Here is a 22,480-nt window from a genome sequence, read left to right on the forward strand (position 1 = left end):
CCATTAACTCACTGATCGAGGCATTTTATGACGCCTGAACTGAAATTAGTAACCATGTTTTGTAAACTATATTTTGAAGCTGAAGTAATACAGCCCCTCGATAAACGTTCCGCCAATTTTGGATTTGAAAGAATTCGTATACATCCCTCCACAAAATCGATAATTGAATCTTGTGTCATTATACCATTTTCTGAATTCAAATACGCTATTTCAGGGCTATGAATTCCGCAATCGGTCGTAATAAAAGGAACACCAGCTGCAAACGCATCCAGTATCCCCAGCCCAACTAAACCTGGATTGAGTTTAATACTTGCAAGGCGAAGTATTCGTGCTTTTTCCTCACCATGCAGAGCTCCTACAAATTTTACCCAAGAACGGTTTTCTGCGTATTGTTGAACAATCTCCACATCTGGCCCGCTCCCAACTATAACAAGCTGAAAATCGCTAATTACGTTTTTTACTAGATCAGCCGCAGTAAATAAAAATTCAAGCCGCTTCTCTCTATAAAGAGAGCCGATAAAAACTCCAACGGGTCCTGCGCCTAGCCCCAACTTAATCCTGTCAGTTTCCAAAATCACAGGGTCACGAATGGCAGAAATAGCATCAATAGATTTAGTGCAAATTGAGTTATTTACGCATGTAATTTTATCTAACCTAAACCCAGTTTTTTGCACTTGCTGAACACTAGCATCAGTGTAAGCAAAATACCAATCCACTAAATGATTAGTACATCTTTTCAAATGTTCACGTACAGAATTGTCATTTCCTTGAAAATTGGCACCATGCCCCCAAAAAGCTATTTTTTTGGATGGTCTATTTATCAAAGCCTTTATATTTGCAAGTTGAGAATTTTCTTGCGTAATTATAAGTAAATCAGTTTGTCTTACCGATTTAGAGAACGACAGCCAGTTGAAACGTTCTCCAAATAGGTACCTAATTGGGACCTGATCTGCCCAAGAGATCAAAGATCCGTCGTTCTTCAATAGTTCTTTGCTTGCTCCCGAACCATAAATTAACTTAAGATTTATACCATTTTCTTCTAGATTACATTTTAAATCCTCGAAAAAAGGAACACGATAATGCGTCAAGCGACGTTGTACTATTGTTACGGTCTTCACAAGCCCCCCCTGCTTTAAGTCACCTTACTTCAACAACTACCTCTATTAATCAATAACTTAGGCTTTAAAATAAAAAGCACTCCGAACAAAAACGGTAGGCTTAGAATGCAATCTATAATGATTGGTGTGTTGAAAAAATTATACATATAGGCTCCCAACAACAGTAACATAGAGCATAATGACGCAACAGACCAAACACTGAAAAATTGATTTAGAAACAATACATTACTAAAAACAACAATAGACAACAAAAACAGGAAAGCTAAGGTGGAGGGGCTTTTTTCTACCTCTAAGGATATAAGCATCACTACCATTAGCCCCCCAACGAAGGCACAAATGATTTGGTAAAAGTTGATCTTAACACCAACGGATCTATTAAAAATAGAAAAAACCGATAAAATCGGAAAAGATAGCATTAATAGCGGAAAGCAATTGGAAAATATTACTTTGTGATCCACACTCAATTTTCCTAACATAGAAATGAAAAATGCAACTAAATCAGTATTTATCACGATTGCAGCACTTAGCAGACAAGTTAAAATCATAATTTTTCTCGAAATCGAGTGGATTTCTCCATTCTTGCTAAGTTCCGATGCAAAGAATTGTTCAAAATTAAAGGCTCCCCTTAACATCATTAAAATACTGAATGCAATCAAATAGACTGAAAATGCACCTGAATCTAATTTTTGGTTGCCTATCATTTTATCAATAGTGAAAAAAATGGAAGCCAACAAATATACTGCCGAGGGTTTGACTAGATCAATGTACTTAATACGTTGAGTCGGTCTAATTTTAACTTCTGTATCCTTTAAATCTATTTCGTTGGAAGAATTGAATCTTAAACGATAAACTCTCAAAATAATGAAGCAGGTAGATGTTCCAATTGCCATTGCAACTAAAATACTCAGTTCACTAAGAGTCTGATTTAACAAGAATAGCAAGCCAATAAAAATTACAGAGTTTGCTAGTTGCGCCAAAGCAATTTGAACATTTAGTCCTGAAGAACGTGCTCGGGTAATTTCATAACCAAATAAATTCATGGCTAATAAGTACCCGCCTCCAGCTGTTATGTATTTCCATACATCTTGTACGCTAGACCAATCTGCAAAAGGTAAAAGGCAAAGAAAAACTGAGAATCCACCGATAAGCATCCAACTATAAAGCGCGTCTAAAGATTTCGAAGTTTTTTCTGAAAAAGCAACTCGACAAGCGACTAAATCAAAAACCGAGCCCAAAACCAATGCTTGCCCAATCAATGTTAACAGAAAAAGAACAACACCGAGCTCATTACTCAATCCAAATAGGATCAAGAAGATTGGAGTTCGAACTGAAGATATTAGCTTAGCTATACCGTTAAAAAACAAGTACCTTAGCAACATGGCATACTACAAACTCGGGACCACATTGTAAAAATCATCCCATCCTGCGTGCGTAATATATTGAAGACAGTTATTTGTATAAAATGCCCGTTTTTGGTGATCTTCGAACAACCCTACTAAAGATCTGGAGTACGATTCTACATCTCTAATCTGAAGAATTTCTCCTAAACTATTTTCACCGACGAATGTTGCACCTGCATTTACAGTAGTAATTACCGGTAACCCCATCGATACCGCTTCGTGTACAACAAGCGCCGACCCCTCAAATAAAGTCGGAAAAAATAGCACATCTGCCTTTAACATCTCTTCCCTAACACGGTGCCGTGACCCACGCACAATTAACTGATCTATTACATCTGAGTATTCCTCATACCATTTTCTGTCCCCGTAAAAACTTCCAATCATACTAAATCGTGCGGGTATATTTTCTTTTACCTTTTTTACGGTTTCGCAGAGATATGACAAACCCTTCCTTTGTGAAAATTGTCCCACATATAAAATATTCAATAAGTTGGATTGTTCCAACTTTTTTCTACGTACATCTATTTCTTCATTTGATAGCGGTTCAAATGACGAGCCATACTTAACTACTGTCATTTTCTTGCTACAAACACCTCGATCTATAAAACTCGATTTAACGAATTCACTTCCACAAACCAATCTATCTGCCAGAGAAATTTCCTTAGCAAATCGTTCACAAAATTTGGCGGGTGGAGCTTTGTAAGTGAATGTGCTCGCGAAACCTGGGAACCGCTCGGCCTCTTCCTTTGCTAAGGTATTGGCCATTTCATAATGAGCTATAGGTAAATCCAAAATTTTACGCACCCCCATCTTCCCTGCATTTTCAAAAAACTCTAAAGCAACGTTTGGAAAACTATATATTTTCGTGCAAGTATCTGGAACATTCTTAGCAAAATGGCGGGCTATTGCTCGATCGCGCCAGTGAACTATATTTCTTTGTAAAGAAGGGTCATTAGAAAGCACTTTCACAATTCGCTCAAGCAATTCAAACCTTGACACACTGCGGATCTCAGTAGACGCAAGAGCTCCTGTTGATCTGTTAGAATACATACGACTTAAAACTGAAGAAAAGCCCAATATTTTTGCAAGATGATCATTATAAGTATATAGCGGCCCAGTTGCAAAATATTCCAATTGATTAGAAAGTTTGTAGCCCAATGCTACGTGCAAAGCGTGTTGCATACCAGAATGCAATACTATAGCTTTCTCGTCCATTCGTCCCCCCCCTATATTTAATCAGGTCGCCATTCGAGGCGGTCTAATTCTTGAGCTACCAATAGTTTCTGTACTAAAAATCGGCAAAAACAACAAAGAATATATGGTCAATGTTAACCCGTAAGTTTGAACTGTGGGCCCCATAAAGGCATCAAGTACAAAAAAAGGTAACAACCACCGCAAAAATTTAAAGTAAGTATTGGCATAGTCTGGTTTTACTTTTCCAAATACCCGAATAAAAATCACACAAATAAATGTCACAAACAAGCATAACCCTAGAAATCCTGTATCAAAGAAAATATCCAAGAAAGTATTGTCTAACGTATTTGATTGATCAATAAAAAGGTGCCCTGCTTGGAAGCTAGAAAACCTATGCCCAACGTAGAAGCCACTACCTAACAACAAATTATCTTTCATCTCGACGAAAGCACCACTCCATATAATAAGCCTTCCGTTACCAGTGAGAATATTTTGAATGTCCCCCCTTGTGGCAGCCTCCATTATATTAGTTATCACTTCAGGCGTTGTGACGATTAAAGCCGTCCCCAGAAGGGCAATAACCCAACCATGCTTAATATTAAAAAACATAAATATCGATGCAAAAGCCAAACATGTTCTATTTTGGGTCGCCACTAAAAGTATTAAAAATATAAAAACGATCCAACTATTGTACTTCACTTCTCTACAAGCAATTTGAAAATATAAAATTCCGACAAGAAAGATCATTGCCAAGTCATTCGAATTTATTGGTAGTATTCCTCCTCTTAATTGATAGGGTATTTGAGAGGGAATTTTATTCCACGCTAAATTAGGATAAAAAACCAAGGAAACCAATATGCTAATTAATACAAAAGCAAAAATCAATTGCATTCCAAAATTGGTAATTTTCAGGGAGGATATACCAGCGGTCTTCAAAATATAAAAAGACCATCCGACATACATCGAAAACTCAATTAACTTCCAAATTCCAAAACGCCATTGCTCGTGTCCAATCAAACTAACAATTGAAACGCAAAAATATAGGAATAAAACAGTAACGACAATTGTATTATCCACTCGGTTTTGAGTTTTTTTAGAGCTTAATATAGCGACGTATAAGAAACAGCTAACAGCAATAACCACAACCATTCTGATTTGTCTTATTAAGGTTGCAGTATCTCCATCATTTACACCTTGCAAAAAAGACGCAGCAAAAATAATCGCAGTCGTAAAGTAGCAATAAAACTCAACCTGAGGCAGTGTCCCAGTTCGCCTATCAGAACTTCTGAGAAACTTCGACATTAAATTATACTTACTAATCAATCACAAACCCAAGTTTCTTTCGCGAGATAATGTTAAACAAACATTACCCCCCAAAAAAAACGAGCCTGGAACCAAAGTTCTACGATTATTTTACCTAAAAGCATTATCCGACTTCGGTACTGAAATCTTTTTAAACTTTTGAAACAGACTCTTACGGGCTAACTGGAGCATCCCCGCCGCCGCCGCCAGCTGCAGCAGCAGCACCACCGGCAAGCAATACACCACCGATAATCGGTGCAGCACCAATACCACCGCCGCTTACAGCACCTGCATCAGCAGTTTGAACAACTGGTGTGCCATCTGAAGCTAAAGAAACAACTTCCTTAGTACAAAATGCTGAGTCAACAACGATAGACTGTGCAGAATCTAAAGAACGGTCACAGTTTTCAACCTGAATGGAAACCGTACCATCAGCACGTGTCAAAACACGGTCACCTTGCATGATTGCATCACCAGCACTCAGTGTAAAAGTTTCAGCGCCGCGCACAACAACAACATCACCTGAAAGTGCAGAAACTTGACCAACTTGCTGCGCATAAGCAGCACCGGCCAGAATAGTCGTAGCGGAAATTGCTACAATACTTGAACGAATAACCTTAAGCATGAGAAATATCCCCCACTAGAATAAATTAACAACTCCTCGTTAACATAACCCCTGTGAATTGTACATGAAAAACACAACCTCAATACACATAAATTCCGCCAAATGCCCCATAATTGAACAGTATTTAAATAGCTAACTCGCCTTTTTCACCAGAAACTGACAGAATTTCACGCATTTCGCCTTCTATAACCAAGGCTGAAAGAAGCCCCGAACGATGTGCCCCTGTATCTAAATTTATACGATTCTCTTTTACCTCAACGTCTTTGACAACGGTATGGCCGTGCACAACCACCCCTCCAAAGTCAGCATCGCTTTCAATAAAAGCTTTTCTTATCCATTTTAAATCTGATGTTTTTTGGTCTTCTAAGGTGACACCTGGGCGCATGCCCGCATGCACAAAAATATAGTCTCCAAACCGAGCCGAATTAAAGAATGCTCTCATATATTCCACATGACTTTGTGGAATAGCCTGTTGGATAACTTTGTGAATATATTCTTCAGGCTGTCCCGCAATAAAATGCGGAGGAACACCATAACTTTGCAGACATTGCATCCCCCCCCTTTCAATCCACATACGAAGAATATCCATATTACCATCAAGCCCTTGCAAAAGTGCATCTTCATGATTTCCGGACAGGTTTATCAATTTCGCAAATTTGGGAGGTGATTTCATCAAAAAATCTAAGACGCCTTTAGAATCGGGACCTCGATCAATCAAATCACCCAGCATAACAATGATCGTTTCCGCTTCTGCTTTAGATGCATTATCTTGCTCTATTCTAGCAAACAAGTCTTTGATGAGATCCAGTCGTCCATGCACATCACCAATGACATAACATCGCTTCCCATCTGGACCGGAAGGATATCTAGACGATTTTTCTGCTGTTTTATTGTGAAGCTTCTTGGATTTAGACCAAAACATATGCACCCAACTTTGACCGAAGTATTTTATTCAGTTCAGTTGAAAATTTACTTTAATTAAGGCGCGCATGATAGCCCTAAAAAGCTACTCCCAACCGAAAATTCGGGCAGGAGTAGAAGGTAGAACGAAGTTTTTTTGTTCTTTAAATTTTATAGGAAAGACAAGCGCCCCACCCCAAAAGGCAAGGGCACCCGTATTCCGATCATTTGTTTGAAAATTTAGATCGCGTAATTAAACGCCACAAAGGACATATAGCGATTAGGAAGTAATTCAGCTGATTTCCATGCTTCAACGCTATCAGCTTTGGCCACCTCAGGCTCCATCGCTTCTTCTAAATCAGAGTCGCTTGTTACAGGGCGAAGTAATTCTTCAACATTGGTTTCTGCAATTTCTGTTTCAGGCGCATCTGAGGCAATATCCAAGACATCTAACCCTGGCTCCGACTCAGTTTCTGGAACGATCTCCATCGCTTCAGACATAACAGGTGCCGGAGATTGAAGATCTAAGTCAACAGATTCCAATGGTTGCTTCAGAACTTCAGCAGCTTCTTCCATCTCTACAGGCGTCATTAGCGCCGCTTTAGCTTCCATTTCTTCAGCTTTTATCTTCTCAATCTGAGCTGCATCTGGACGTGCAGTGCCAAATTTAATCTTATCAGGTACCCAATTCCCACCTTTGTGAGAAGGCGACCAACCATTTGCATGAGCTAGCTCATGACACAGAACCGCTGCATACCATCCGCCTGTCACCGTCATACATGGATTTGGCATAGTGACTAAATCAGGACTTGCGCAAGCTTGAGAATTTATTCCCGGCATCATTAGGAATTTCGCACCTCTTTCGGCACAACGAAAGCCTACTTTAGTCGGGTGCACAAATTCAACAGGCACTGTTGTGTCAAATCTATATGAAAGAGGTGGGTTTTTAACAGGCTCTATAGGCTGAAAGCTCATGCAACCTGTAAGAAAGGCGGCTGATGCAGCTAATGCTGCAAAGCGCGCAAACGCTCTGATCTTGGTCATTGGGTGGTCTCCGTTCGTTTTTATATTTTGTTTGATTGAACTAGACCATATTGACGTTTATATTTTGCAGATGGATAAACTAAATTATCATCTACAGTATTAACTATACATTCACCCCAACAAAAGCTGCACATATACTTTAACTGTTTTGTTTTAACTTAAAATAAATCCATTTTAACGAAAACGAATGCACTTATATCTCCGATGTATAAATTTACTCCAATAGCCTTTATGCTAGAGTAACCTTTACAGGCATTAACTTAACGCGTGTCATAGACAATCTGCCGAAAAAAAAGGTAAGAAAATTCCAGATTTAATCGAACGCAGCTGGTATTTGGGTAGAGTTTTTTAAATTCGGTGGGAACATGTCAGAGATTTATCTCATTTATTCTAAAGATGATATCGACAAAGTAAGAGATATTATCACTCCGCTAACGGCAGCGGGCCATAGTATCTGGCCACCAGCGGACTCCCTATTTATAGAAGCAGACATCGAAGTTTTCGAACGTAAACTTCAAGAAGCAAACTGCGTTATTGCCTGTTGGACGACTAAATCACTTTCGTCCTCTTTTCTAAAAACTTCAGCTAAAGAAGCCGAAATTGCCGGAAAGCTAATCGAAATTGACCTAGATGATATTCCCAACAGGTCTATCACTGGTATTCCTGAAATGGCCTATATGGCGTCTCAAATCTCATCGCCAAATGGTTGGGATGTGCTGATAGACCAAATCCAATCTATTTCTCCTGTTGAAGATATCACGGACGTTGAAATCATCAGCCAGAATACAGAGCTGGCAATTGATAAAAAATCTCATGAAGAAATCACGCCCCTTCAGTTAATCGAAAATCCTCCAGAAGATGATTACATACTTCCTCCCACCAGAACTCAGAAAATAAAGAATGCCATTAAAATTGGATTGCTCGTTTCAGCTGTTTTCGTGACGGGAACCGCTTTGTATGCGTTTAATCTCAAACCAAAGCTTCCTGTTGAGCCCAATTCAAATCAGTCGGCTACTTTATCAAAAGAAGCAAGAGACGTTATTACAGATCAATTGGCTCAAGCCAGAATAGAAAATGACCCGATTGCATTACGCGCTATTATGTCCGCTGCCCCCGATACTGGATATAGTGAAAAAGCGGGTCGCTACCTCAAAGAACTAGAAGAAAGAATTTGGGAAAATGTTCTAACTTCCAATTCATCTAGTGAAATCCTCGAACATATTGAATCCTACCGTATAGATTTTCCAGATGGAAACCATACCCAAGATGCGAAAGAGCTAGAAAAGCAACACCGCATTTTCATCGCTGATGCCGAAGATTTTCTAAAGCATTTAGGTTTCGATCCCGGCGCGCCAGACGGCATTATCACCCAAGAAACATCTAATGCTGTGACTTCATTCCAATCTCGATTTAATCTCGAAATCAATGGCAAACTCCGCATGGAGACGTATGAAGCGCTGACCAAAATTGCTGGGTATAAAATAGCCAAGGATACCAAACTCGGCTCATTATATCTTACGCCTCAAATTACTAAACTTGAGACAGCTGATGACCTAGACGAAATTGAGGGCACATCTGTTACAATTGCTCCCACAGCCAAGACAGAGGCCAACAAACCTGAAGCACTAACTATCGCCTCCTCCACCTCTCGTGAAAACGATCTAGATGCGAAAAAATTGAGTAAAAATGTGGAAACGAACCCAACCACCACTCAAGCACACTCTCCTTCGACAATTTCCACAGCAAAAAACACCAATACTTCGACAATCACTCCTAAACCAACACCCAATACTTCAACACAAATACAGCAGTCAAAGCAAACAATCCTCTCACCGACACCTCCCTCTCTCGCAAAAACGCCTCAACAATTCATACAAGATTGCGCTGAATGCCCACAACTTGTCGTTATACCCGAAGGCAGATTTGTAATGGGTGACATGTCAGGCAATGCCCAAGAAGACAGAATTCCTGTTCGCAAAGTTATCTTCAACCAAGCTTTCGCCCTAGCCTCCTTTGAAACAACATTTGCTGAATGGGATGCTTGTGTGGATGATGGAAAATGCCGCCCTATCGAAAATGATATGGGATGGGGACGCGGAAATCGTCCTGTCATCGGCACGTCATGGCATGACGCTAAACAATATACTCAATGGCTTAGCGACAAAACCGGCCAAAAATATAGACTACCATCTGAAGCAGAATGGGAATACGCCGCACGTGCTGGTAGCTCTACAACATATACATTTGGCGAAGACCTAAGTGAATTGTGCCAATATGGAAACGGAGCTGACCTTTCCACTCAATATCCGTGGAGAAATACGGCATGTTCAGACAATTTTGGAAAGAAAACAGCACCAGTCGGCACATTTCGAGCGAATAAATTCGGATTATACGACATACACGGAAATGTATGGGAGTGGGTCGAAGACTGTTGGCACCCAAATTATAATAATGCACCTACCAACGGCTCGGCTTGGACAAAACAGTGCAATAACAACACAAAAGTCCTTCGTGGCGGCTCTTTCAGTGTCCAACCAGACTATTTGGGTTCGTCAAATCGATACGCTTTTCCCGCAGATCAGTACATGCCCTTCTTCGGATTTAGAGTTGCCAGGGCATTATCTGAGTAAAAACCACACACACGGCATAAAGATTGCTTTTACGCTGATGTAAAAAGTTGATACTTCTTTAATATTCAGTTAGAGATTTTGTTAGGTTTCGTGTCATGGGGACGCGACGTTTTAAAACGTACACGTTACTTTGGGTTGAGTTTTTATGCGTATTTCAGTTTTGCCCGTCCACTTACTTATCGGCACACTATTTTTAATTCTTGCATCTTGCGCGTCATCAGACGGCAATATCTCCTATGATGGGCAAGAATTAGCCGTTCCAGATACAACTGAGCTTGTTCAAGTTGGTGATCTGCGCATTAATAATCTAGATGAGTTAGAAGTCACTGTTTTTGGTGTTAAAGATTTAAGTGGTCTTTACCAAGTCGATAGTTCAGGAAATGTTGACCTGCCACTCATCGGCCCCATCCAAGCCAAAGGATTCACATCTTTTGAAATTGCAGAAATAATAGAAGCACGTTACGAACAAAACCACCTCCAGAGTGCTGATGTAACTGTTAAACTTAAGCAAATTAATGTGAACCAAGTCACAGTTGAAGGCTCCGTCAACAAACCAGGGCTTTACCCTATTCAAGGTAAAACAACCCTTGTTCAGGCGGTAGCTCTATCCGGTGGTCTATCCGAAAATGCCAACGCTAAACGTGTTGTAATATTTAGGCAAATCAACAATCAACGACACGCCGCAGGTTTCAATTTAAAAGATATAAGAAACGGAAAAGCCAAGGACCCTGAAATCTACGGCAATGACATTATAGTCGTTGATGGTGGAAACGCACGTTCCGCATATTTAGATGCTGTGAGATCTATGCCTCTGTTAACTGCGTTATTTTTAGCTCTGTAATATTTCATTCGACTGTACATATGGGTTGGACAAATGAATAAAGTCACAAATCACGATAACTCTGAATGGAATAACAGCCAGGCGCTTGTTGAATCGACTTCGCAACAATCCATCTCTTCCGAACTAAGAGATTATGGTCGCAGAAATCAAGACGATTATTTTGACGAGGATGGGTTTGACTTCTGGAAAGTTATGAAAACGCTTTCGCGTTGGAAATGGCTTATTCTGGCTATCGTTGTTCTCGGAGTAGGTGCAACAACGCTGCTTACGCTGAAGGAGACACCACTTTATAAAGCAGCCACAACTATTGAAATCCAGAAACAAGAACAACAAATTCTGGAAAGCCAAAGTGTAGACCCCGTGCTCGTGGCTGATGCTGAATTCATGGCCACTCAATATGAACTTCTGAAAAGTCGCTCTTTGGCGGAACGAGTTGCAGAGCTCTTAGATCTCCCTTCCGATGACCGATACGCTGATCAATCCCTAGATAGAGAAGAACGCCTAACAGAATCTGCAAATACTATCCTCGACAATCTTTCAATTTCTCCCGTTGGGCGCAGCAGAATTATATCCATTAATTATACCAGTCCCTACCCCAAGGAAACATCACGTATTGCGGATGCAATCGCTGACAATTTCATTGCATCAAATCTTGAACGTAAATACAACTCAACAGCTTATGCGAGAAATTTCCTTGAGGAACGCCTAAGAACAACAAAATCAGCACTTGAAGATTCTGAACGTGCTCTTGTTGAGTACGCAGAAAACGAAGGCATTTTAGATCTAAGCAGTGCAGGTGGTTCAGATTCTGGTGCATCACTTGACGCTTCAGCCTTAATGGCATTGAATGCTTCTCTCACTCTAGCACAAGAAGCTCGAATTGCTGCGGAGCACGCCTATTTTGAAGCACAAAAAGATGGTGCGACCAGAGAAATGCTTCAAAGCGATAATGTAACAACTCTGAATATTAAACGCGCTGAGCTTGAAGCGGAATACCAGCAAAAACTAAGTAAATTTAAACCACAATATCCTGATATGATCCTTATTAACGATCGTATTCTAGCTATTGAGCAGCAAATTGAACGAGAAAAACGTAGCATAATTCAAGCGTTGCATTCAGACTTCAAAGCCGCCCAAGCGAAGGAAAATTCATTAAAGCTTAGCGTTGCGGAATTAAAATCAAACGTGCAAGATCTTAGAGGTCGTACAATTGATTATACGATTTTAAAACGTGAAGTAGACACAAACAGGTCGCAATATGAAGCTCTTTTACAGCGCCTGAAAGAAGTCAGTGTATCGAGTGGGATTGGTACCAATCAAGTGTCAATTGTTGATACTGCTAAAACACCTGTGTTACCATTTAGCCCCAATATACCACGCAACATTCTTCAAGGACTAATCCTAAGTCTTGCCTTGGGAATAGGTCTAGCGTTCTTACTCGACTATATTGATGATACAATAAAAACCCCTGATGATGTTAGACAAAAACTGGGTATCAACACAATTGGTGTTATACCCAAAATGCGCGGCGACCTTGTTATGGCAGACGCCCTAAAGGACTCTCGGTCTGAAATATCTGAAGCCGTTTTTTCTGCCAAAACGGCACTTCAGTTTACAACGTCACACGGATTGCCTAAATCCATACTCGTCACAGGTTCAAAACCAGCTGAAGGAAAAACAAGTACTTCATTAGGGCTTGCTACAAGTTTTGCTAATTCAGGTCTAACAGTTCTCATTATCGATGCCGACATGAGAAAACCTTCTTTTATCGTCGATTCAAATTCATCTATTGGTTTATCTGGACTCTTAACAGACCCTCAAGGGCGGGTGGAAAGCAGTATCGTACCAAGTGAAGACAATGACAATTTGTTCTTACTACCTGCCGGTATAAGCCCGCCTAATCCCGCGGAATTACTTGCAGGAGGTCGCTTAAATCAAATATTAGAAGATGCTTATTCAGCCTTCGATGTTGTAATTGTTGACTCATCCCCGGTCATGCACTTTGCAGACTCACTCATACTATCTTCAACGTGTGAGGCGACGCTCCTTGTTGTGCAATCAGGGAGCGTTCGTAGTCCTTTGGCCGTATCAACATTGGATAGGCTCGTCGCAAGCAAAGCAAATGTAGTGGGTGTAATTCTGACTAAGTTTAATCAGAAACGCCACGGTTATGGTTATGGTTATGGTTATGGTTATGGTTATGGTTATGGTTATGGTGGTAACGGCAAAAACGCTTATGCAAACGCTATTACCGCCGCAACTGAAGATGATAGATCAGATGCAACCAAACGTAGACAAGTAAAAATCTTCTCTACTAAAATTGGCAACTGATATAGATTCAGTTCTTCGAAAAGAAAACTCAAATGGGCACCATCATTAATATTGCTGTACGTGGAATTTGCCTTTTTTTGTTAACATTGGTCTTCATTGCATTGATTGCTAGGCTCTTTGATTTTCCGATAAAAAAAGACGGGTATTACCCTTGCGTTATAAACAGTGTTCATTGTGAAAAAATAACGGCTTTTAAAATCGCTCCACTCTCTGCCAAACATTTCACTAACACTGCTACGTTTGAAAGCCAACCAGATCAGATAAAGCCATTCCTCGAACACGCATTTACGCTCTCGCCCCGTGACTTGAGAATAAGGCACAGTCTAGCACAGAATGCGATTCGACTTTCTGATTATAAAACCGCTGTATCTCTAATTAGCGATATTCTACGTTTTGAAATCGCGGATAGAAACGTTTACTTTGATGCTTTGCATGATTTAGCGATATATCCTGAGTCATATGATGCATTTAAAGACGAAACAAGTTCAGAACCTACACCAAAATGGATCGCACCCTTTTTAACTCACATTGCTAAAAAAGAAACACCGGCTAGAATTTATCAAATTGCTGGACATTTACCCGAGGGTCGCAAGTTTTATATTGAAGATCTCATCCGTAACAAAGATATCGAGCGCGCATTTCTAGCTTGGCAACAATTTTCTTCTCCACAGAAATTAAGCGGCTTTAGTTGGCCGACTGACCCAAATTTTAAAACCGTTGATGCAGCCGATCCTTTCGGTTGGAAACTTCATCTCAAAACGACTGAGCAACAAAAAAATGGACTTTATTCCTTTTTTTCTGGAAAAGGGCGAACACGCTCTGCGCTTCAAATATTACTACTTAGTCCAGGAAATTATACATTTACAAGTCGCATGAGTGGTCATTCTAAAGAAAATGGCGGGCTTTTTACTTGGAAAATTATTTGTCCTACAAGCAAGTTTGAAGCAGGCAACATAAAAATCAGAGACTTGCAGTCTACCCCAAAAGACTACTCATTTTCATTTACAGTACCTGAAACGGAATGTTCTTATCAACACCTTGAGCTATGGGGTGAAGCCGGAGAATACCCAATTATAGCCAGAACATTGGTGGAAAACGTTTCTCTTATGCTCTCGTCCGACATATCCCAAGAAGGGTAGTGAGATTATGATGTTTTCCATTCGAATATTTTCTTCAAAGAACATTTCCCAATTTCTATTGTGTATGATCCTTGGCTCTTCACTGATTTTGGGTGGTGCAAGCAGATACAATGAAGCCGTCTGTCTCTTTTTATCTTTTATTTCGATACTGACCCTATTTTTCGTATTGTTAGACAATCGGCTTCCCAAAAGCTCCTTACAATCCAAATTACTCATATTTATGTCATGTTTTTTAGTATTTCTTCTAAGCCTACAAACCATTCCGTTACCCTATAAAGTTTGGAGCACGCTTCCAGGCAGAGACATTATTCTAACAGGCGTAGACCTACTTGGTCTTAACAGTATTTCTCTGCCTTTATCTCTGACTCCAAGAGAAACGGTATCGAGTCTATTGTTTACTCTCCCCGTAATTGCTGTTTTTTCCCTTATATCCAAAATGAAAGTAAGTTGTTCTTCGCCGGTCTTTGTATGGACTATCTCTACCATCGCAGTTTTCTCGGTTTTACTTGGTATTATTCAAATCTTTTCTGGCAAAGAAAGTTTTCTATATTTTCATGAGATTACAAATAAAGGTTTTGCGATCGGATTTTTTGCGAACGTGAACCATCAAGCAAGTTTTTTAGTTATGAGCCTACCAATTTTCACAGTGCTTGCCATCAAACAACATGAAAGAATGATCGCGCATCGTTCGGATATCGGACAAAATGTAATTGTTTTACTAGTGGGACTACTTATTCTTATAGGCATTATTACGGCTGGCTCAGTCGCTGGCTATGTCCTCGCAATTCTCAGCCTAAGTGCGAGTTTAATGATATTTTTAGGCCAAAAACGTAAAATGAACCCTATCTATTTTGTTAGCGCAGTCTGCCTTATTGGCTTTTCACTTAATTCAATACTCACAAGCCCACAGCTAAGTGGCCTTGGACAAACAAGCTTTGGAGACGGTGTGGGCTCTCGTCCCTATTTATTTGATAAGACTATCCGAGGGATAAAAGATACTTTTCCAGTAGGCACTGGTCTCGGTTCATTCGAACAAATCATCCCTATTTATGAAAACCCATATGAAGTGACTTCAAGATATATGAACCATTCTCACAATGAATATCTTGAATGGACTTTAGAGACAGGTATCCTTTTCCCAATATTCATTACTGTATTCATGGGCTTTTTTGGAGCTCAACTTGTAAGCATTTGGCGTGCCCCAGCTTCTCACAACGGATTACGGCGCGCAGCCAGTTTGGTTGTCTTTATACCTATACTTCATAGTTTAGCTGACTACCCTCTACGTACGCCTGCTTTGGCCGTTTTTACCGCAGCATGTATTGGGCTTATGTTTGTGAACGCTGAAAACAAGAAAACGTCCAGTAGGGAATTTTCATCACCTCAAAATCACATTGAATTATAACCTCGCATCAGTGTGATTTTCAACAAACCAATGATAAGCATCCTTCAGCCCATCTTCTAGAGAAATAGAGTAAGACCAACCGAGGTCTTTTAACCTAGAAACATCCATTAATTTACGTGGTGTTCCATCAGGTTTAGTCGCATCAAACTCAAGCTTTCCTTGGAACCCAGTCACTTTAACAATGGTTTCTGCCAGTTCACGAATAGTGCAATCTACACCTGTACCCACATTGATATGAGATAGCATTGGCTGCGTGTTCGCGTCATAAGTATCACGATCCAGATTCATAACGTGGATACTTGCTGCTGCCATATCATCCACGTGTAAAAACTCTCGCATGGGCTTACCGCTTCCCCATATCGTAACTGTGTCTACACCTTGCTCCACTGCTTCATGAAAGCGGCGCAGAAGTGCGGGAATAACGTGAGAATTTTCTGGGTGAAAATTATCATGTGGCCCATATAAGTTTGTTGGCATAACGCAGCGATAATCTCGTTGGTACTGACGATTATAGCTTTCGCACAATTTGATACCCGCAATCTTAGCGATCGCATAAGGCTCATTTGTTGGCTCTAGAGTTCCAGTTAGCAATGCATCTTCTCGCATTGGCTGCTCAGCTAGCTTTGGATAAATACATGATGACCCCAAAAACAGGAGTTTTTGAACATTATTCTTATGCGCAGCATGAATAATGTTGGCTTCGATCATCAAATTCTCATAGATAAAATCGGCTGGATATTCATTATTCGCGTGAATACCCCCAACTTTAGCCGCGGCTAAATAAACTTCACCGATACCTTCGGACTCAAAAAATGCATGAACATCAGCTTGGCTCAGCAGATTCAATTCTGAGCGGGTCCGGGTAACAATATTATTATACCCTTTAGATTCTAATTGGCGCACAATCGCTGAACCAACCATTCCGCGATGACCAGCAACAAAAACTTTAGCATCTGTGTTAAACATTAGATTTAGTTCTCAACGGCCACTGAAACATCAAAACCATGTTCCTTTAGAATGGAATGACGACGTGCTGCCTCGTGATCTGCTTGGACCATCTCTGCACACATTTCCTCAACCGTAATTTCTGGAACCCAACCTAGCTTTTCTTTTGCTTTTGACGGATCTCCAAGAAGTGTTTCCACTTCAGCAGGACGGAAATAACGTGGATCAATTTGAACAATGACATCACCCTCATTCAACGCCGGCGCTTTATCGCCTTCGATGTGCGTCACTGTCGCTTTTTCCTCGAGCCCCTTGCCTTCAAAACTAAGTGAAATACCAAGTTCTTTTGCGCTCATTACGATAAACTCACGCACAGAAATTTGTTTACCTGTCGCGATAACAAAATCTTCTGCTTGATCTTGCTGAAGCATCATCCACTGCATACGCACATAGTCTTTTGCATGGCCCCAATCGCGCAGAGCATCAATATTCCCCATATAGAGACATTTTTCTAAACCAAGAGCGATATTAGAAAGTCCGCGTGTGATCTTACGCGTTACAAATGTTTCACCACGTCGAGAGCTCTCATGATTAAACAAAATACCGTTGCATGCATACATGCCATAGCTCTCACGGTAATTCACTGCGATCCAGTACGCATACATTTTCGCAACAGCATAAGGGCTACGTGGATGAAAGGGCGTTGTTTCTTTTTGTGGTATTTCCTGCACTTCACCATAAAGCTCAGAAGTTGAAGCCTGATAAAAACGTGTCTTCTTTTCCAAACCAAGGAAACGAATTGCTTCAAGCAAGCGTAATGTCCCTATCGCATCAACATCTGCTGTATATTCGGGAGCTTCGAACGAAACCGCCACGTGAGATTGAGCACCAAGGTTGTAAACCTCGTCAGGTTCAACTTCTTTCATGATACGCGTCAAATTGGATGTATCGGTCAAATCACCATAGTGCAATTTAAAGCGCTGATTATCAGTGTGAGGGTCTTGATAAATATGATCAACGCGCTGGGTGTTAAAAGAAGATGCACGACGCTTTATCCCGTGGACTTCATAGCCTTTTTCTAACAAAAATTCTGCTAGATAAGACCCATCCTGCCCTGTAACACCTGTGATTAATGCACGCTTCATTTTGCCCCACCCGTTCTGCGAAAAAACCTATTTTTATAAGTCACGCATGACTAAAATTGTCAAATAGTCTCACCTTGAAATAGCAGACTTTAATTACAATAAAGCGAACAAAAATAATTAGCGATTGAAACTCACCATGAGGAGCCATATCTTCGATTGTATGATGAGTATTTCTTGGCTTCTGATTGCGCCAAGACGAGGTTTTCAAATGGTGGGCGGTAACGGTCTCGAACCGCTGACCCTCTCGGTGTAAACGAGATGCTCTACCAACTGAGCTAACCGCCCCAGCATTTGAAGAGCCATGAAATATACATATTTCACTAAGACTGCAACGCCTAAAATCAAAAAAATGATAGAAATAGCATAAAAAAACCTCCATCAAAATCAGATGGAGGTTTTTATCATTTTAGTTTGTATTTAAACCAACCAATTAGCCGCTTTAGTGCGGCGAAGGAACGCTTGAACCATCCGCTGCTGGCGGTGTACGCCCAAACCCAGCCCGAAGTTGTGCATCATCTGCATCTGTCCAGTCAATTGGCGTAATTGGTCGAGTCAGAGCGCGAGCTAAAACCTGATCAATTGTAGACACTGGGATAATCTCCAGCCCCTCTTTCACATTGTCAGGTATATCCGCGATGTCTTTTTCATTTTCCTGAGGAATAAGAACCGTCTTCACGCCACCACGCAGTGCTGCAAGAAGCTTTTCTTTCAAACCACCAATAGGCAGGACTCGCCCGCGAAGCGTGATTTCACCCGTCATCGCAACATCCCTAGATACAGGATTGTTGGTAAGAAGAGAAACGATTGCAGTCGTCATTGCAATACCAGCAGACGGCCCATCCTTAGGCGTCGCACCTTCTGGAACGTGGACGTGAATATCTGTGTTATTGAAGACTTTCGGACTAATTCCCAAAGACGCAGCACGTGATTTCACCAGTGAATTTGCCGCTGAGATGGATTCTTTCATCACATCTTTCAAATTACCGGTCACCGTCACTTTTCCCGGACCAGGCATTTGTACAGCTTCGATCGTGAGAAGATCACCACCAACTTCTGTCCATGCCAGCCCAGTTACAGCCCCAATTTGGTCATCTAACTCAGACAAACCAAAACGGAATTTACGAACACCCGCATAATTAGCCAGATTGTCCTGCGTAACCGTAACAGACAAAGAAACACCTTGAACAATTTCTCGCACAGACTTACGCGCTAGACGGGAAATTTCACGTTCTAAATTACGCACACCTGCTTCGCGAGTGTAATAACGAACAAGATCTCGAATCGCACCATCCGTCACACTCCATTCACCATCTTTAAGACCATGGTCTTTGACGATTTTTGGAATGAGGTGACGTTTTGCAATCTCTAATTTCTCATCCTCTGTATATCCAGCGATACGGATAATCTCCATACGATCCAGCAGAGGCTGAGGCATATTTAGAGAGTTTGCCGTCGTCACAAACATGATGTCTGATAGATCGTAATCAACTTCCATATAGTGGTCGTTGAAAGTTGAGTTTTGAGCAGGATCTAACACTTCAAGAAGCGCCGCTGATGGATCACCTCTAAAATCTTGACCAAGCTTATCAATCTCATCAAGCAAGAAGAGCGGGTTACCTGTTTTGGCTTTCTTCAACGATTGAATAATACGTCCCGGCATGGACCCAATATAAGTACGTCTGTGCCCGCGTATCTCAGCTTCATCACGCACACCACCAAGGGACACACGTACAAACTCACGCCCTGTCGCTTTGGCAATTGAGGCACCTAGGGATGTTTTACCAACCCCGGGAGGACCAACTAGACAAAGAATAGGTCCGCGCAATTTTTTGGTACGGGACTGAACTGCTAAATATTCAAGAATACGTTCTTTAACTTTGTCTAAGCCGTAGTGATCGCCTTCAAGAACCTCTTCCGCAATAGTCTGATCTGTGTTGATTTCCTTACGCTCACCCCATGGCAAAGCGATAACCCAATCAAGATAATTGCGAACAACTGTCGATTCAGCCGACATAGGGCTCATTTGACGTAGTTTTTTCAGCTCAGCAGCCGTTTTAGTTTTAACCTCTTCGGAAAGCTCCAACGCATTTAGCTTTTCTTCAAGTTCAGCTAATTCATCTTTTTCTTCAGTTTGGTCACCAAGTTCGCGCTGAATAGCTTTCATCTGTTCATTGAGATAATATTCACGCTGTGTTTTTTCCATCTGGCGCTTCACGCGGTTACGAATTTTACGCTCCATTTGGAGCATGCCAATTTCGCCTTCCATGAGCGCATAGACTTTTTCCAAGCGCTCAGACACGCTGGCAAGCTCAAGCAATTCCTGTTTCTCAGTGATCTTTATGGAAAGTTGCGCAGATACAGCATCTGCCAAACGACCTGGGTCTGTGATTTGCGACATATTACTAACAGTATCAGGCGGGATTTTCCTGTTGAGTTTCACATACCCTTCAAACTGTTCGATGACAGTGCGCATTAACGCAGAGGCTTCACCCTCTTCTTCTTCTACCGGCTCGTCGATTGTCTCAACATTAGCTGTATAATAGTCGCCCTGATCAACAAGTTCACGTAATTTCGCGCGCTGTTTTCCTTCAACAAGGACCTTCACCGTTCCATCAGGGAGCTTTAAAAGCTGTAAGATCGTCGCGATTGCACCAGTTTCAAATAAATCGTCTACAGTAGGATCATCCGTCCCAGCATCACGCTGAGCCACCAACAGAATCTCTCCACCTTCACTGCCGACCTCTTCAAGCGCACGTACAGATTTGTCACGTCCAACAAATAGTGGAGCCACCATTTGAGGAAACACAACAATATCGCGCAGAGGTAAGACTGGGAGTGATTTACGTTCTGACATTTATTTCTCCTACAAGGCACTGAACGATTGCATGATCGGGCTCAGTCCTTGAAATTGTTACTTCTCACTAAAATGTTTCTCCGCGAACGGATCATCATTCCATGTCTTAAATGTGGATGCGTCCGCCACAGGCTTCAACCCATGACGGACGCATAAAGTTATATAAACACAGTTTTTGCTGCATAAATACGCGTAAATTAGCTTCTATTAAGAGGCTTCACCGCTCTCTGCTGCTTTTTCTGCATGAACATAAAGAGGCTTCGCGCGCCCCTCAACGACTTCAGCATTAATAACAACTTCTTCGATACCACGTAGATTTGGCAGTTCGAACATTGTATCGAGCAAAATGCCTTCAAGAATGGAACGAAGCCCACGCGCACCAGTGCGACGTTGGATCGCTTTGTTAGCAACCCCTGTTAATGCATCATCAGAGAAAGTTAGCTGAACATTCTCCATATCAAACAAGCGTTGATACTGTTTAAGCAAAGCGTTTTTAGGCTGAGTCAAAATCATGACCAGTGAATCAGTGTCGAGATCCTCTAGCGTCGCGATCACCGGCAAACGACCGATAAATTCGGGAATAAGACCGAATTTCACAAGATCTTCTGGCTCACAATCTTGAAGCACAGCACCAACGCGGCGATCATCTGGGTCTGAAACTGTCGCACCAAACCCTATAGAAGACCCCTGTCCACGATCAGAAATAACTTTATCAAGGCCAGCAAACGCTCCACCACAGATAAACAACATGTTCGTTGTATCGACTTGCAGGAATTCTTGCTGGGGGTGTTTACGTCCGCCCTGAGGAGGAACAGAAGCAACTGTTCCCTCCATAATTTTCAACAATGCTTGCTGCACACCTTCACCAGACACATCGCGCGTAATCGAAGGATTGTCAGACTTGCGTGAGATTTTATCGATCTCATCAATGTAGACGATACCGCGTTGAGCGCGCTCTACATTGTAGTCTGATGCTTGAAGAAGCTTAAGAATGATATTTTCAACATCTTCACCCACATATCCCGCTTCCGTAAGCGTTGTCGCATCTGCCATTGTAAATGGCACATCGATGATACGGGCCAATGTTTGAGCTAGAAGCGTTTTACCACAACCAGTAGGCCCAACGAGCAAAATGTTAGATTTGGCAAGTTCTACTTCATTGCCGTTCTTAGATGCGTGGCTCAAACGTTTATAATGGTTGTGCACAGCCACTGCGAGAACCCGCTTGGCTTGCGCTTGTCCAATAACATAATCGTCTAGAACATCACAAATTTCCTGAGGTGTTGGAACACCTTCAGTTGATTTAACGAGTGTCGTTTTATTCTCTTCACGGATAATATCCATGCAAAGCTCTACACACTCATCACAAATGAAAACGGTAGGACCCGCAATCAGCTTCTTTACTTCGTGCTGGCTTTTACCACAGAAGGAGCAATACAATGTGCTCTTACTATCTCCGCCTGATGCGTTCTTGGTCATGGACACCTCAACTTGTGGGGCCGCTGACAGATTTTCTGCCTGCAAAGCGACCCAATACGCTATTTTAGTCTACCTAACGTTTACGAAAGGTTTCTCTCAGCTTTTGAGAGAATAGACCACAGCTTTAA

Annotated in this window: 16 protein-coding genes and 1 tRNA gene; 5 read left to right on the top strand and 12 right to left on the bottom strand. The window is 41.4% G+C overall.

Features of this window, described 5'->3' with window-relative positions; genetic code table 11:
- Positions 1-8: 8 nt before the first annotated feature.
- From HBAL_RS08945 to HBAL_RS08975, 7 genes are all read right to left on the bottom strand, one after another.
- Entirely contained in the window at positions 9-1,118 is a 1,110-nt protein-coding gene (locus HBAL_RS08945) for a glycosyltransferase family 4 protein (protein WP_015827622.1), read from the bottom strand.
- Positions 1,119-1,147: 29 nt separating this feature from the next.
- Entirely contained in the window at positions 1,148-2,413 is a 1,266-nt protein-coding gene (locus HBAL_RS08950) for a hypothetical protein (RefSeq protein ID WP_149037390.1), read from the bottom strand.
- A 90-nt stretch (positions 2,414-2,503) separates the two neighbouring features.
- On the bottom strand, positions 2,504-3,733 hold the full coding sequence (locus HBAL_RS08955) for a glycosyltransferase family 4 protein (protein ID WP_015827624.1): 1,230 nt from the start codon (positions 3,731-3,733) through the stop codon (positions 2,504-2,506).
- Positions 3,734-3,754: 21 nt separating this feature from the next.
- Positions 3,755-5,014 (bottom strand): O-antigen ligase family protein, encoded by a 1,260-nt coding sequence (locus HBAL_RS08960; RefSeq protein ID WP_015827625.1) that lies wholly within the window; start codon positions 5,012-5,014, stop codon positions 3,755-3,757.
- Positions 5,015-5,186: 172 nt separating this feature from the next.
- The gene (locus HBAL_RS08965) at positions 5,187-5,639 is read right to left on the bottom strand and encodes a hypothetical protein (RefSeq protein WP_015827626.1); all 453 of its coding nucleotides are present in this window, start codon (positions 5,637-5,639) and stop codon (positions 5,187-5,189) included.
- A 124-nt stretch (positions 5,640-5,763) separates the two neighbouring features.
- The gene (locus HBAL_RS08970) at positions 5,764-6,561 is read right to left on the bottom strand and encodes a metallophosphoesterase (protein WP_015827627.1); all 798 of its coding nucleotides are present in this window, start codon (positions 6,559-6,561) and stop codon (positions 5,764-5,766) included.
- Between the two features lie 218 nt (positions 6,562-6,779).
- The gene (locus HBAL_RS08975) at positions 6,780-7,583 is read right to left on the bottom strand and encodes a hypothetical protein (RefSeq protein WP_015827628.1); all 804 of its coding nucleotides are present in this window, start codon (positions 7,581-7,583) and stop codon (positions 6,780-6,782) included.
- Positions 7,584-7,948: 365 nt separating this feature from the next.
- Between HBAL_RS08975 and HBAL_RS16335 the strand changes: the two genes are divergently transcribed.
- The 5 genes from HBAL_RS16335 (at position 7,949) to HBAL_RS09000 (ending at position 15,929) form a co-directional block, all read left to right on the top strand.
- The gene (locus HBAL_RS16335; protein WP_015827629.1) at positions 7,949-10,213 is read left to right on the top strand and encodes an SUMF1/EgtB/PvdO family nonheme iron enzyme; all 2,265 of its coding nucleotides are present in this window, start codon (positions 7,949-7,951) and stop codon (positions 10,211-10,213) included.
- A gap of 145 nt (positions 10,214-10,358) precedes the next feature.
- Entirely contained in the window at positions 10,359-11,054 is a 696-nt protein-coding gene (locus tag HBAL_RS08985; RefSeq protein WP_015827630.1) for a polysaccharide biosynthesis/export family protein, read from the top strand.
- 33 nt (positions 11,055-11,087) lie between these two features.
- Entirely contained in the window at positions 11,088-13,385 is a 2,298-nt protein-coding gene (locus HBAL_RS08990) for a GumC family protein (RefSeq protein ID WP_015827631.1), read from the top strand.
- Between the two features lie 32 nt (positions 13,386-13,417).
- Positions 13,418-14,524 (top strand): hypothetical protein, encoded by a 1,107-nt coding sequence (locus HBAL_RS08995; RefSeq protein WP_015827632.1) that lies wholly within the window; start codon positions 13,418-13,420, stop codon positions 14,522-14,524.
- A gap of 88 nt (positions 14,525-14,612) precedes the next feature.
- The gene (locus HBAL_RS09000; protein WP_159098035.1) at positions 14,613-15,929 is read left to right on the top strand and encodes an O-antigen ligase family protein; all 1,317 of its coding nucleotides are present in this window, start codon (positions 14,613-14,615) and stop codon (positions 15,927-15,929) included.
- Here HBAL_RS09000 and fcl read toward each other — a convergent pair.
- The 5 genes from fcl to clpX all read right to left on the bottom strand — a co-directional run bounded on the left by fcl (position 15,924) and on the right by clpX (position 22,352).
- A complete protein-coding gene (gene fcl / locus HBAL_RS09005; RefSeq protein WP_015827634.1) occupies positions 15,924-16,895 on the bottom strand; it encodes a GDP-L-fucose synthase in 972 nt (323 codons plus the stop codon). The genes HBAL_RS09000 and fcl overlap by 6 nt on opposite strands.
- Positions 16,896-16,900: 5 nt before the next feature.
- Positions 16,901-18,019: a GDP-mannose 4,6-dehydratase gene (gene gmd / locus HBAL_RS09010; RefSeq protein WP_015827635.1), complete on the bottom strand. Its 1,119-nt coding sequence runs from the start codon at positions 18,017-18,019 to the stop codon at positions 16,901-16,903.
- Between the two features lie 209 nt (positions 18,020-18,228).
- Positions 18,229-18,304: transfer RNA gene (locus HBAL_RS09015), tRNA-Val, on the bottom strand.
- A 154-nt stretch (positions 18,305-18,458) separates the two neighbouring features.
- Complete coding sequence (lon, locus tag HBAL_RS09020) at positions 18,459-20,873, bottom strand: endopeptidase La (RefSeq protein ID WP_015827636.1); 2,415 nt, start codon at positions 20,871-20,873, stop codon at positions 18,459-18,461.
- A gap of 207 nt (positions 20,874-21,080) precedes the next feature.
- The gene (gene clpX, locus HBAL_RS09025; RefSeq protein WP_015827637.1) at positions 21,081-22,352 is read right to left on the bottom strand and encodes an ATP-dependent Clp protease ATP-binding subunit ClpX; all 1,272 of its coding nucleotides are present in this window, start codon (positions 22,350-22,352) and stop codon (positions 21,081-21,083) included.
- Between the last annotated feature and the right edge of the window lie 128 nt (positions 22,353-22,480).

It is taken from the genome of Hirschia baltica ATCC 49814, assembly GCF_000023785.1.
In the GTDB taxonomy this organism is placed as follows: domain Bacteria; phylum Pseudomonadota; class Alphaproteobacteria; order Caulobacterales; family Hyphomonadaceae; genus Hirschia; species Hirschia baltica.